Origin of the sequence: Azospirillum brasilense (genome assembly GCF_008365405.1) — a bacterium.
In the GTDB taxonomy this organism is placed as follows: domain Bacteria; phylum Pseudomonadota; class Alphaproteobacteria; order Azospirillales; family Azospirillaceae; genus Azospirillum; species Azospirillum brasilense_D.
In genome coordinates, this window is sequence record NZ_QOKV01000007.1 from 152386 (window position 1) to 164969 (window position 12584).

The following is a 12584-nucleotide window of genomic DNA, read 5'->3' on the forward strand; positions in this document are numbered from 1 at the left end:
TTGATAGGGATCGGCCATGTTCAATAATCCCCGGCACCACGCCATCGACCGTCAGCTTGGGGATCACCGTTCATGCCGTCGCGCTTCAGCCAGAGCCTCATCGCCGTTGGGCTGGTGACCTTGGCCGCCCTGGCGACTGCCAGTGCCGCGAGCCGCAGCACGATCCTGAACGTCTCCTACGACCCGACGCGGGAGCTGTACGAGGAGTTCAACCCGGCCTTCGCCCGCACCTGGGCGGAGGCGTCGGGGGAGACGGTGGTCATCCACCAGTCGCACGGCGGATCGGGCGCACAGGCGCGCTCGGTCATCGACGGGCTGGATGCCGACGTGGTGACGCTGGCTCTGGGCTACGACGTGGATGCCATCGCCGACGCCGGACTGATCGCGAAGGACTGGCGGACGCGTCTGCCGAACAACAGCTCACCCTACACCTCCACCGTCGTGTTCCTGGTCCGCAAGGGCAACCCGAAACAGATCAAGGATTGGGACGATCTGGTGAAGCCGGACGTGGAGGTGGTCACGCCCAACCCGAAGACCTCGGGCGGAGCGCGCTGGAACTACCTCGCCGCCTGGGCCTACGCGCTGAAGACCAACGGCAACGACGAGGCGAAGGCCAGGCAGTTCGTCGCCGAGCTGTATCGGCATGTCCCGGTGCTGGACAGTGGCGCCCGCGGGGCCGCGCTGACCTTCGCCCGCAAGGGCGTCGGCGACGTTCTGCTGGCCTGGGAGAACGAGGCCTTCCTGTCGCTTCAGGAGTTCGGCGCCGACCAGTTCGAGATCGTCGTGCCGTCCCTGTCCATCCTCACCGAGCCGCCGGTGGCCGTGGTGGACAGCGTGGTCGACCGCAAGGGCACCCGCAAGGTGGCCGAAGCCTATGTGCAGTATCTCTACACCCGCGAGGGGCAGGAGATCGCCGCGCGGAATTTCTACCGGCCCCGCCATCCCGAACTGGCGCGGCAGTATGCCGGGCGCTTCTCCCCGGTGGCGCTGGTGACCGTGGACGACGTGTTCGGCAGCTGGCGCAAGGCCCAGGCGGCCCATTTCGCGGAGGGCGCGCTGTTCGACCAGATCCAGGCGGCGCCCCGCTGACCCCCAGGATGTGAGCACCGATTGATGGAACGGGAGGGCCAGACACCATGAGCACGACATCGACCCCCCGGGGCACGGATGGCGATGCCAACCCGCTGACCGGCGTGATCGCCGAGAACATCCGCAATTTCCGGCTCCGCCAGGGGCTGTCCGTCGACGCGCTCGCCAAGCTGTCGGGCAACAGCCGGGCGGAGCTGACGGCGGTGGAGGCGGGTCAGGGGCCGTCGAACATCGATTTCCTGTGGACCATCGCCCGCGCGCTTGACGTGCCCTTCTCCAGCCTGCTCAGCAGCGGGGGCAGCGGCGGGACCACGGTCATCCGGCGGGCGGACAGCCGGCCGCTTGCCTCGCGCGACGGGCGCTTCAGCTCCCGGGCATTGTTCCCCTTCCGTGGCGAGCGGCAGGTGGAGTTCTACGAACTGCGCCTCGCTCCCGGCACCGACGAGCGGGCCGACGCCCACACCATCGGCACGGTGGAGAACATCCTGGTCGGGCGCGGCGTGGTCGAGATCGAAACCGGCGACGGCACCCACCGGCTGGAGGAGGGCGACACGATCCAGTTCGACGCCGACGCCCCCCACGCCTACCGCAATGTGGGCGACGGCGAGGCGCTGCTGTATCTCGTGATGACCTACGTCTTCTGAGGTCGGATCAAGCCGCGGTCCGTACGCTGGCGTCGCCATTGGCCGGGGCCTGCGGTCCGTTGTCGCGGGACATCTCCGTCTTCAGGGCGGCGGCGAGCTGCCGGAAGGTCTCCTTGCGGCCGGAGGTGCGGCGCCAGACCAGCCCGATGCGGCGGTAGGGCCGCTCTCCGCCCAGGGGGCGGACCACCACATCCAAACCGCGCAGAATCCCTGAATCGAGTGCCATCTGCGGCAGCAGCGTCACCCCCAGCCCGTTGGCGACCATCTGGACCAGCGTGTGCAGGCTGGTGCCCTGGAACGCGGCGCTTTGCCGCGCCCCCTCCATGGAGCAGGCGGCCAGCGCGTGGTCGCGCAGGCAGTGCCCGTCCTCCAGCAACAGCAGATCGTCCAGCGCCACGTCGGACGGGCGGGGCGTCGTGACGTCGCTCAGCCGGTGCTCGGGCGTGCACACCACGGAAAAGCGGTCTTCGGCGATGTCGATCGATTCCACGTCGCCGGACGGATAGGGCAGGGCCAGGATGGCCGCGTCCAGCTCCCCCGACTCCAGCCGGTCGAGCAGCCGGGCGGTCTGGTCCTCGCGCAGGAACAGCTTCAACTTGGGGAAGCTGTCGCGCAGCGCCGGCATGACGCGGGGGATCAGGAAGGGGCCGATGGTCGGGATCACGCCCAGATGGAGCGGCCCGGACATCGGGTCCTCCACCGAGCGCGCCATGTCCACCAGCTCCTCCGCCCCCTTCAGGACGAGGCGGGCGCGGTCGGCGATCTCGCGGCCCAGCGGGGTCGGCAGGACGGTGCGCCGCGTGCGCTCCAGCAGCGGGGCGCCCAGCAGATTCTCCAATTCCTGGATGCCGGCGCTGAGCGTGGACTGGCTGACGAGGCACGCCTCCGCCGCCTTGCCGAAATGGCAGCGATCGACGACGGCGACGAGGTAGTGGAGCTGACGCAACGTGGGAAGGGGCTTCATGCACTGCACAATAATCGGTTTTATCGATCAAAGCGATTGGTATTTTTCGCTTCCATCGCTGACCCATTGCCCCTAACTTCCCTGGTGTCAAGCGACCAACGAGGGGGGAGCAGACTTCCGGCAGGGATGCCGCGGCACCGGTAACCCGGATGGGACACCATCGGGGAGACGGCGCCAAGCGGGCAGGACACCGGAGTGACGCTTGCTCCAATCATTCAGACTGATGGAGAAATCATGTCCTTGATCAACACCGAGATTAAGCCGTTCAAGGCGACCGCTTTCAAGGGCGGCAAGTTCATCGACGTCAGCGACGCCGACCTGAAGGGCAAGTGGTCGGTCGTCTTCTTCTACCCGGCGGACTTCACCTTCGTGTGCCCGACCGAGCTGGAAGACCTGGCCGATAACTACAGCGAGTTCCAGAAGCTCGGCGTTGAGATCTACAGCGTTTCGACCGACACCCACTTCTGCCACAAGGCTTGGCACGACACCTCGCCGGCCATCGGCAAGATCGCCTACACCATGGTCGGCGACCCGACCGGCACGATCTGCCGCAACTTCGAGATCCTGATCGAGGAGAAGGGCCTCGCCGACCGCGGCACCTTCGTCGTCGACCCGGACGGCAAGATCCAGATCATCGAGATCACCGCCGGCGGCATCGGCCGCGACGCCCGCGAGCTGCTCCGCAAGGTGAAGGCCGCCCAGTACGTCGCCTCGCACCCGGGCGAGGTCTGCCCGGCCAAGTGGGAAGAGGGTGAGAAGACGCTCGCCCCGTCGCTCGACCTCGTCGGCAAGATCTAAGCCTCTCCGGCTGATCATTGGAAACCGCCGGCCGCAACCGCGGCCGGGCGGTTCGGCCGCGGCCACGCTGGCCGTGGCGCCACGGCTTCGGGCCCGGATGATTCCGGGCCCGGATCGCGAGTGGCCTTCATCCGTTTGACAAGAAACGCTTCAACGAAATTCTGCTGCCCGGACCCGCCCTGGCGCCACCGGGCTCGCTTCGAAAAACCACTTTCGGGAGCCCTCGCCGTGTTGGATAGCAACGTCAAAGGCCAGCTCAAGGCCTATTTCGACAAGATCACGCAGCCCATCGAACTGGCCGCCTCCCTTGACGACGGCGCCAAATCGCAGGACATGCAGGCTCTGCTGCAGGACATCGCGTCCCTGTCGGACAAGATCACCTTCGTCCGCAGCGACGACGACGCGCGCAAGCCCTCCTTCGCGATCAAGCGCACCGGCACCGATGTCGGCGTCCGCTTCGCCGGCCTGCCGATGGGCCACGAATTCAATTCCCTCATCCTCGCCCTGCTGCAGGTCGGCGGCCACCCGTCCAAGGAGTCGGCGGAGGTCATCGAGCAGGTGAAGGCGCTGGAGGGTGAGTACAGCTTCGAAACCTACTTCTCGCTGTCCTGCCAGAACTGCCCCGACGTGGTGCAGGCCCTGAACCTGATGAGCGTTCTGAACCCGCGGATCAAGCATGTCGCCATCGACGGCGCGCTGTTCCAGCAGGAGGTCGAATCGCGCAAGATCATGGCCGTCCCGTCCATCTTCCTGAACGGCGAGCCGTTCGGCCAGGGCCGCATGGGGCTGGAGCAGATCCTTGCCAAGATCGACACCGGCGCCGCGCAGCGCGACGCCGAGAAGATCAAGGCCAAGGATGCCTTCGACGTGCTGGTGATCGGCGGCGGCCCGGCCGGCGCCGCGGCGGCGATCTACGCGGCCCGCAAGGGCATCCGCACCGGCGTCGCGGCGGAGCGCTTCGGCGGGCAGGTGCTCGACACCATGGCCATCGAGAACTTCATCTCCGTCTCCCACACCGAGGGTCCGAAGCTGGCCGCGGCGCTGGAGCAGCACGTCAAGGAGTATGAGGTCGACGTGATGAACCTGCAGCTTGCGGAGAAGCTGATCCCCGCCGAGGGGCCGGGCGGCCTGATCGAGGTCCAGCTCGCCAACGGCGCCTCGCTGAAGTCCAAAACGGTGATCCTGTCCACCGGCGCCCGCTGGCGCCAGATGGGCGTCCCCGGCGAGGACGAGTACCGCAACAAGGGCGTGGCCTACTGCCCGCACTGCGACGGCCCGCTGTTCAAGGGCAAGCGCGTGTCGGTGATCGGCGGCGGCAACTCCGGCGTCGAGGCGGCCATCGATCTGGCCGGCATCGTCGCCGAGGTGACGCTGATCGAGTTCGACAGCCAGCTCCGCGCCGACGAGGTGCTCCAGCGCAAGCTGCGCAGCCTGCCCAACGTGCGCGTCATCACCTCGGGCCTGACGACCGAGGTGCATGGCGACGGCATCAAGGTGACCGGCCTCAGCTACAAGAACCGCAACACCGGCGAGGTGCACCGCATCGACCTGGAGGGCATCTTCGTGCAGATCGGCCTCGTCCCCAACACCGAGTGGCTGAAGGGGGCGGTGGCGTTGAGCCCGCGCGGCGAGATCGAGGTGGACGCGCGCGGCCAGACCTCCATCCCCGGCGTGTTCGCGGCGGGCGACGCGACGACGGTGCCCTACAAGCAGATCATCATCGCCATGGGCGAGGGCTCGAAGGCCGCGCTGTCGGCCTTCGACTACCTGATCCGCATGGCGCCGGTCGAGGCCGTCGCGGCGGCGTAAGGGGGACGTAGTCGCCTAAGGCCCCCACCCAACCCTCCCCCGCTTTGCAGGGGAGGGCTTTTCTCCTCCCCCTGCGGAGCTCTCGCGCAAACCGGAGGTTTGCGCTGACGCGGCAGGCGGACCTTCGGTCCGCTGAGAGCGGGGGGAGGTCGGGAGGGGGCCCGTCGCGACCACCCACCCTCGTCAGCGAAGCCCCGCCAGCACCTTGTCCAGCGTGATCGGAAAATCGCGCACGCGCACGCCGGTCGCGTGATGGATGGCGTTGGCGATGGCGGCGGGAACGCCGACGATGCCGATCTCGCCCACCCCCTTGGCGCCCAGCGCGTTGACCATGTCGTCATGCTCCTCGACGAACAGCACGTCGATCTCCGGCACGTCGGCGTTCACCGGGACATGGTACTCCGCGTAGTCGTGGTTCATCACGCGGCCCAGCCGGTGGTCGGTGAAGGCCTCCTCCTCCAGACCCATGCCGATGCCCCAGACCACGGCGCCCTGGATCTGGCTGCGCGCCGTCTTGGGGTTGATGATGCGGCCGGCGGCGATGGCGCTGACCACGCGGGCCACCCGCACGGTGCCGAGGTCCTCATCAACCCGGACCTCCACGAAGACGGCGGAATGGGTGGCGAAGGTGTGCCGCGCCCGCGCCAGCAGATAGGGCAGGGCGCGCGCCTCCTCCTCGATGGACAGGGTGCCGGAGCCGCGCATCACGTCGGTGATGGACAGCCGCCGCGCCCGGTCGTCCCGTACCATCAGGTGGCCGTCGGCGAAGAGAATATCCTCTTCCGCCACGCCCTTCAGCGGGCTGTCCTCCAGCTTTCCGGCCAACGTGACCAGTTGTGACCGCACCCGGTCGCACACCGCCTTGACCGCCGACCCGACGGTGGAGACGGTCCAGGAGCCGCCCTCGATGGGGGCGGTGGGAAGCGAGGAATCGCCCAGGCAGAAGGTCACCTCCCCGATCGGCAGGCCCAGCACGTCGGCGGCGATCTGCGTCATGACGGTGTAGGTGCCGGTGCCGATGTCGGCGGTGGCGCTGGACACCACCAGCTTCCCGTCGACGCCCAGGACCGCCTTGGCGGCGGCCTGCCCCTGCATGGCGTCCCAGACGCCCGCCGCCATGCCCCAGCCGATCAACTCGCGGCCCTCGCGCATGGAGCGCGGCGCGGGGCTGCGCTTCGCCCAGCCGAACCGCTCCGCCCCGTGCCGGAAGCAGGCGCGCAGCTCTTTGCTGGAGAAGGGATTTCCGGTGTTCGGATCGGTCTCCGCGTAGTTCTTCAGGCGAAGCTCCACCGGGTCCATGCCGAGCTTGCAGGCCAGCTCGTCCATGGCGATCTCCAGAGCCGGGACGCCGGTCGCGGCACCCGGCGCGCGCTGGTCCAGCGGCGTGTGCACGTCCAGCCGCGACAGCGTGTAGTCCAGCCGGACGTTGTCGCACTTGTACTGCTGGCCCGACCAGTTGACGACGATCTCCACGTAGTTCTCGTTCCGCGAGCTTTCCTGCACCGCCTCGTGGATCAGCGCGCGCAGCGTGCCGTCGCGGTCGGCGCCCAGAGCCACCCGCTGGATGGTTTCGGGCCGGTGGCCGAAGCTGAACATCTGCGGGCGCGACAGCTCCACCCGGATGGAGCGTTTCAACTGCGTCGCCGCCAGCATGGCCATGAAGAGCTGATGCTGCGGCCGCAATCCGGAGCCGAAGGCGCCGCCGACGAAGGGCGACATCACCCGCACGGCGGATTTGGCCAGGCCGAAGACGTTGCAGACGTAGGTGTGGCAGTTCTGCACGCCCTGGGTCTTGTCGTGGACGGTCAGCGTGCCGTCGTCGTGGTGCAGGACGGTGGTGGCGTGCATCTCCATCGGGTTGTGGTATTCCGCCGCCTGGGTGAACTCCGCGTCCACCTGGACGGGCGACTCCAGGAAGGCCTGCTCCGGGTTGCCGCGCGGCTTCGGCGGGGGCTGGAAGCCGCCCTTGTCCTTGCCGGGGGTGAAGCTGTTCGCGCGGTTGGCGCGCAGGTCGGTCTGATGGGGAGCCGCCTCATACTCGATGTGGACGAGGCGGGCGGCGTAGCGAGCCAGTTCGAAGCTCTCGGCGATCACCAGCGCCACCGGCTGGAGCGCGTGGTGGATCTCCGCGTCGTAGAGCGGGCGGAAGGGCGCCCCCTTGGGCGCGTCGTCGTCCTTCCATTTGCGGTCGAACCAGGCGAGGCTCGGCCGGTTCTCGTGGGTGAAGACGTGGATGACGCCGGGCAGGGCCAGCGCCGCCGCCGTGTCGATGCGGGTGATCCGTCCGCGCGCGATGGCGCTGGAGACGATGCAGCCGTGGGCGAGGTCCGGCAAGGTGAACTCGGCGGCGTAATGGGCGTTGCCGGTCACCTTCTTGCGCCCGTCCACCCGGCTGACGGGCTTGCCGATGGGGCCGTTGGGCTCCGTCAGGAAGCCGGGGATGCTGGGAATGGCGATCATGGACGGGGCGCTCCCTTGGGGTCTGCGGCTTCGGTCAGGGCGCGGACGATGGCGCGCTCGGCCAGTTCGATCTTGAAGCTGTTGTGCTCGTGCCCCTTGGCGTCGCGCAGCAGAACGCGCGCGGCGGCGCGGAACCGGTCGGGCGTGGCGGGCTTCCCGACGAGGGTGGCTTCCGCCTCCGGGTCGCGCCAGGGCTTGTGGGCGACTCCGCCCAGCGCCAAACGGGCATCGCGGACGGTGCCCCCATCCAACTCCAGCCCCGCCGCGACCGACACCAGCGCGAAGGCGTAGGAGGCGCGGTCGCGGATTTTCAGATAGGTGGAGTGCTCGGCGAAGCCTCTGGCCGGCAGGTCGATGGCCGTAATGAGGTCGCCCGGCCGCAGAACCGTGTCGATCTCCGGGCGGTCGCCGGGCAGGCGGTGGAAGTCGGCGAAGGGGATGCTGCGCTCACCCTCCGGCCCGGTCACCTGGACCACCGCTTCGAGCGCTGCCAGGGCGACGCAGAGGTCGGAGGGGTGGACGGCGATGCACTGGTCGCTGGCGCCCAGAATGGCGTGGATGCGGTTGATTCCGCCGATCGCGCCGCAGCCCGACCCCGGCTCCCGTTTGTTGCAGGGGGTGGCGGTGTCGTAGAAGTAGTAGCAGCGGGTCCGCTGCAGCAGGTTGCCGCCGTTGGTCGCCATGTTGCGGAGCTGCGCCGAGGCTCCCGCGAGAATCGCCTTGGACAGCATGGGGTAGCGGGTCTGCACGCGCTCGTCGTAGGCGGTGTCGGCATTGCGGGCCAGCGCGCCCAGCCGCAGTCCGCCCTCCGCCGTTTCCTCGATCCGGTCCAGCGGCAGGCGGGAGATGTCGACCAGCTCTTCGGGGCGCAGCACGTCGGCCTTCATCAGGTCGAGCAGGTTGGTCCCCCCGGCGACGAAGGCCGTCCCGGAGACGCCGGCCCGTCCGACCGCGTCCGCCGCGCTGTCGGCGCGGGCGTAGGTGAAGGATCTCATGGCGCGCCCTCCGCCTTCGGGGCGGCGGTGGCCATGGCCTGCCGGATCGCCGCGACGATGTTGGGATAGGCCCCGCAGCGGCAGAGGTTGCCGCTCATCAACTCGCGGATCTCGTCGTCGGTGGTGGCCTTGCCCTCGGCGATCAGCCCGGCGGCTGAACAGATCTGGCCCGGCGTGCAGTAGCCGCACTGGAAGGCGTCATGCTCGATGAAGGCTTCCTGGAGCGGGTGGAGCGCGTCGCCGGTGGTCAGCCCCTCGATGGTGGTGACCTTGCGGCCGTCCTGCATCGCCGCCAGGGTCAGGCAGGAATTGATGCGCCGCCCATCGACCAGCACGGTGCAGGCCCCACACTGGCCGTGGTCGCAGCCTTTCTTGGTGCCGGTCAGGTCGAGATGCAGGCGCAGCGCGTCCAGCAGCGTCGTCCATGGCGCGAGGTGAAGCGTCCGCTCCACCCCGTTGACGTTCAGCGTGACGGGAATCGGTTGGGGTGGCGGGGCGGGGGCCGGGCGCAGGCTGGCCTTGAGCTGTGCCATGAAGACTCCGGATCTGCGGGGGAGCGCCGGGCGCCGCCACGAACAAGGGCTGCGCCGGCTTCACATGTCCGGACCAACAGGAGGTAGGCACCGCCGTTCCGAAGCCGGAATGAACCGGCCGGGAACGGGCGCCGCCGCATCCTGGGCATAGGCTGAAATGATGGGGTTCGGCGGCTCGCCGTTACTTCTTTGCGGTGCCGGCGATGCCGGACTTCTCCGCGGCGTCCAACAGGGTGACGACCTCCGGGGCGACCCACCAGCGGCAGCGCTTGCGTTCGTCGCTCGACACGGCGATGACGCGGTCGATCAGGCGGGTTTCGGCCGCGCCGAACGTCTTCTGCTGCCGCAAGGCCGCCTCGATCACCCCGGCCAGCGCGATGTCGAGCGCGGTGATCTCGATGGGATAGCTCAGCATGTCCGCCAGATCGGCGAGCTGGCCGAGCGTCCGCAGCCCTTCCGCGGCGCCGGTGGAGGACAGGCGGCGGAAGACCGTGGCGACGTGGTTGCCGTCCTCGGCCCGCCACGGCTTGCCCGATGACACGATACCGCGCCGCGCCAGCTGCGCCTGGAACTCGTTCACGAAGCGCACGCGCTCCATCAGCGGATCGAGCACGCTGTGCATGGTCAGCGCCTCGATCCGCCGGGCGAGGACGGGGGCGAGGTCCTCGTGCACCGCGTTGCTCAGCTCGCGGAACGCCTGATGGACCAAGTTGCGTTCGCGGTCGGTGGTGTCCAGCTCCAGCGCGTGGACGGCGTCGTACCAGGCCAGGAAATGCTGGAGCTGGGCGGAGGGATGGTCGCGGTCGTCAACCGCGTCCGCCACCAGCAGGCCCGGCTTGCTGAGGAAGCTGCCGGTCAGCGTGGCCTTCAGCGCCTCCGCGGCGACCAGAAGCCGGCCGATGATGGCGTCCTTGGCCACGGCAACGGGGAAGGCTTCGAACAGGCGGGTGGCCAGGGCGGCGTCGTCGCGCCGGTGCAGGCCAGCCACCGCGAACATGGCCGCCCCATCGCGCGTGCAGTCGCCGCGCCGCACCATCTCCCGCGCCAGACGCACCGGGTCGCCGTGCAGCAGCGAGGGCAGGGGCTGGCCCGCCCAGGCGGGGGCGGCCTGAAGGATGGTTTCCATCCGCTCCAGCTCCGCGCGGGAGACGCCTTCGCGCTGGCGCACGCCGTGGCGTTTCAACATCTGCGCGCGGAAGCCCGACACCTCGGCCAGGAAGGCGGTGGCTTCCGCGGGTGTGGCGCGCAGGCGGGCCAGCACGGCGAGGCTGCGCTGGCGCAACTCGTCGGCCCAGACCTGCGCCTCGGCGGAGGCGAAGATCTCGTTCAGCGGCTGGTCCTTGGCAAGGCGTGCCACCGTCTCCTGGACGCGGCCGACCAGCGGCTCCAGGCGCGGGGCCAGGGCGAACCACCAGGCGCTGACGTCCGCCAGATGCAGGGCGCCGGCCAGCCGGACCCCGCTGGTCAGCAGGGAATCGTCGCGCAGGATCAGCGCGTCGAACAGGCCGGTCCAGACGCGGCGCGCGTGCTCGGACCGCCGCCCGTTCAGCATGGTGACCAGCATCTGGGCGACCGGCTCGGCCATGTCGTCCAGATACCCGTCGCGGATCATCTTGTAGAGCTGGAGCTTCTGCCCGTGGTCCAGCGGCGCCAGCACATCGGACACACGCTTCAGGCTGTTGTCCTGTCCGCCGGGCAGATCGGGGAGGGCGAGGTGGAGCGGCATCGCCGTCGCCGCGTTGGGCGAAACGCCGTCGACCGCCTGTGTCTCTTTCGACATCCGGAGCTTTGCCATGATCGGACCCGTCCGCATCGAAGCGTGTGGAAATTCAATCTAAGATCGATTGGATATGGTCGTTAGAATATGCCTAAAAAGCCTAACGAATCGCTAAGCGGTGACAAAGACAGATTTCCGCGGCCTCTATGACGAAATGTGACAAGGTTGACGAAGCGAAAGCAAAGATGATTCATTGACCGTTACATTAAAAACACAACCCAAGCGCTCATGCCTCATCCTTTCAGCGGACGGGTCCTTGCGGGCTCCGCGGGCTTGCGGGCGGGAATGGGTGGCGCGCTGCGCTCCCGCCCTTCCTCCCCGAGGAAGCCCTGCGCCGCGACGACGGCGGAACGCCACGGGCGGTCCATCGCCATCCAGTTCTCGAAGGGCAGGCGGTCGAGGGGCAGGCCCGGCCAGGATGCGGAAAACAGGCCGGAGATCATCCAGCCGGCCAGCAGGGTGACCGCCAACTGCTCCGAGAATCCGCCGGTCTTCAGGATGGGGAGCGCGAAGTTGCGCCGCCGCTTGATCGGCCAGAGCAGAGGCAGCCCCGCCGGGGTCAGCAGGTCACCCGCCAGATGGGTCAGATAGCCGATCAGGAAGGGCAGGATCAGGTGCGAGTAGTCCGCGTATTCGTGCAGGACCCACAGGCAGCCCACGATGGCCAGCGTGGAATGGGTGACGCCGCGATGCCCGAAGACGGCGGAAATCACGTTCGACAGGGGCCGCATCAACTGGCCGAGCGTCGATTTGGGATGGTCGATGTCCGGCGCCAGCGACCCGATCACCGCCGCCCCGAACGCCACCACGTCGAAAGGCAGGCCGAAGCGCGCCGAGGCGTAGAACCACGCCGCCCCGCCGACGATCATGTGGGAAGAGGCCATCATGGCCGGTCACCGCGGGACGAGCGATGAGGCACAGGGCGTCAGAACGCGCGAAGGCTGTGCCTGGGTGACGGCCACTCTGTCGGATGCTCCCGGATTCCTGGTTCCTAACATTAGGACAGAAGTCGCGCCCACACAATCCCGGCCTGATCAAGAGGGATTCCGAAATGACATGGCGCCCATGCGTTCACGATGGAGGTACGCTTTCAGCCCGCCGGGCCGCGGGTGCAGGTTGCGCCGATGGCGCGCAGGGCGTTGCGCACCCGCCCGACGCTCTCGCGGTCCGGCAGGCTGTACCACGTGATGGTGAGGGCGACCGGAGCGGCGCGGCGCAGGCCGTGGACATCGCCGGGGGCGGCCTCGACGACGCGACCCTGGCTGCCGACGAACCAGCGCCAGCGCTGGCCCTCCCCGTCGGCCAGCGACTGCCAGACCTCGCGGGAGTCCCGGTAATAGGCGCCTCCCCCGGCGTCCGCCGCGTCGGCGTAGAGGTAGAGCGGATTCTCGGGCGACAGCGAGAGCAGCAAATGCTGGACGGACCGCGGCCCGCCGGAACGGATGACGGCATCGGGAAGCGGCTCGTCGCCGTCCTGGCCATAGTCGAACATGGTGGAGCCGCGGTGCATCGGTC

The 12584-nt window shown here is 68.6% G+C and carries 11 protein-coding genes; 4 read left to right on the forward strand and 7 right to left on the reverse strand.

The features are described 5' to 3' along the window. Positions 1–72: 72 nt before the first annotated feature. Entirely contained in the window at positions 73–1089 is a 1017-nt protein-coding gene (locus DS837_RS13555) for a sulfate ABC transporter substrate-binding protein (protein ID WP_149165235.1), read from the forward strand. A 47-nt stretch (positions 1090–1136) separates the two neighbouring features. After that, complete coding sequence (locus DS837_RS13560; protein ID WP_149165236.1) at positions 1137–1733, forward strand: helix-turn-helix domain-containing protein; 597 nt, start codon at positions 1137–1139, stop codon at positions 1731–1733. A 7-nt stretch (positions 1734–1740) separates the two neighbouring features. On the opposite strand, the gene DS837_RS13565 is transcribed toward DS837_RS13560, so the two are convergent. Further along, positions 1741–2697 carry a hydrogen peroxide-inducible genes activator gene (locus DS837_RS13565; RefSeq protein WP_149165237.1) on the reverse strand — a complete coding sequence of 319 codons (957 nt, stop codon included), beginning with the start codon at positions 2695–2697 and terminating at the stop codon, positions 1741–1743. Between the two features lie 234 nt (positions 2698–2931). On the opposite strand from DS837_RS13565, the gene ahpC reads away from it, so the two are divergent. Together ahpC and ahpF are read left to right on the forward strand one after the other, a co-directional pair. Continuing rightward, entirely contained in the window at positions 2932–3495 is a 564-nt protein-coding gene (ahpC, locus tag DS837_RS13570) for an alkyl hydroperoxide reductase subunit C (protein ID WP_014198402.1), read from the forward strand. Positions 3496–3723: 228 nt separating this feature from the next. Continuing rightward, on the forward strand, positions 3724–5304 hold the full coding sequence (ahpF, locus tag DS837_RS13575) for an alkyl hydroperoxide reductase subunit F (protein ID WP_149165238.1): 1581 nt from the start codon (positions 3724–3726) through the stop codon (positions 5302–5304). A gap of 183 nt (positions 5305–5487) precedes the next feature. Here the strand turns inward: ahpF and DS837_RS13580 are convergent, their stop codons facing one another. From DS837_RS13580 to DS837_RS13605, 6 genes are all read right to left on the reverse strand, one after another. Next, positions 5488–7764, reverse strand: coding sequence for a xanthine dehydrogenase family protein molybdopterin-binding subunit (locus DS837_RS13580; RefSeq protein WP_149165239.1), 2277 nt, complete (start codon positions 7762–7764; stop codon positions 5488–5490). Then, the gene (locus DS837_RS13585) at positions 7761–8759 is read right to left on the reverse strand and encodes an FAD binding domain-containing protein (protein ID WP_149165240.1); all 999 of its coding nucleotides are present in this window, start codon (positions 8757–8759) and stop codon (positions 7761–7763) included. The genes DS837_RS13580 and DS837_RS13585 overlap by 4 nt, the downstream gene beginning before the upstream one ends. Beyond that, complete coding sequence (locus tag DS837_RS13590; protein WP_149165241.1) at positions 8756–9292, reverse strand: (2Fe-2S)-binding protein; 537 nt, start codon at positions 9290–9292, stop codon at positions 8756–8758. The genes DS837_RS13585 and DS837_RS13590 overlap by 4 nt, the downstream gene beginning before the upstream one ends. Positions 9293–9473: 181 nt before the next feature. Continuing rightward, on the reverse strand, positions 9474–11072 hold the full coding sequence (locus DS837_RS13595; RefSeq protein WP_247889923.1) for a hypothetical protein: 1599 nt from the start codon (positions 11070–11072) through the stop codon (positions 9474–9476). Positions 11073–11302: 230 nt separating this feature from the next. Then, positions 11303–11956 (reverse strand): metal-dependent hydrolase, encoded by a 654-nt coding sequence (locus tag DS837_RS13600; protein ID WP_149165243.1) that lies wholly within the window; start codon positions 11954–11956, stop codon positions 11303–11305. Between the two features lie 203 nt (positions 11957–12159). Further along, a complete protein-coding gene (locus tag DS837_RS13605; RefSeq protein ID WP_059399296.1) occupies positions 12160–12579 on the reverse strand; it encodes a hypothetical protein in 420 nt (139 codons plus the stop codon). Between the last annotated feature and the right edge of the window lie 5 nt (positions 12580–12584).

Excerpts from the sequence above, each read along its gene's own strand:
- DS837_RS13555 (WP_149165235.1), top strand. The coding sequence starts at position 73 with ATGCCGTCGCGCTTCAGCCAGAGCCTCATCGCCGTTGGGCTGGTGACC.
- DS837_RS13560 (WP_149165236.1), top strand. The coding sequence starts at position 1,137 with ATGAGCACGACATCGACCCCCCGGGGCACGGATGGCGATGCCAACCCG.
- DS837_RS13565 (WP_149165237.1), bottom strand. The coding sequence starts at position 2,697 with ATGAAGCCCCTTCCCACGTTGCGTCAGCTCCACTACCTCGTCGCCGTC.
- ahpC (WP_014198402.1), top strand. The coding sequence starts at position 2,932 with ATGTCCTTGATCAACACCGAGATTAAGCCGTTCAAGGCGACCGCTTTC.
- DS837_RS13580 (WP_149165239.1), bottom strand. The coding sequence starts at position 7,764 with ATGATCGCCATTCCCAGCATCCCCGGCTTCCTGACGGAGCCCAACGGC.
- DS837_RS13585 (WP_149165240.1), bottom strand. The coding sequence starts at position 8,759 with ATGAGATCCTTCACCTACGCCCGCGCCGACAGCGCGGCGGACGCGGTC.
- DS837_RS13590 (WP_149165241.1), bottom strand. The coding sequence starts at position 9,292 with ATGGCACAGCTCAAGGCCAGCCTGCGCCCGGCCCCCGCCCCGCCACCC.
- DS837_RS13595 (WP_247889923.1), bottom strand. The coding sequence starts at position 11,072 with ATGTCGAAAGAGACACAGGCGGTCGACGGCGTTTCGCCCAACGCGGCG.
- DS837_RS13600 (WP_149165243.1), bottom strand. The coding sequence starts at position 11,956 with ATGATGGCCTCTTCCCACATGATCGTCGGCGGGGCGGCGTGGTTCTAC.
- DS837_RS13605 (WP_059399296.1), bottom strand. The coding sequence starts at position 12,579 with ATGCACCGCGGCTCCACCATGTTCGACTATGGCCAGGACGGCGACGAG.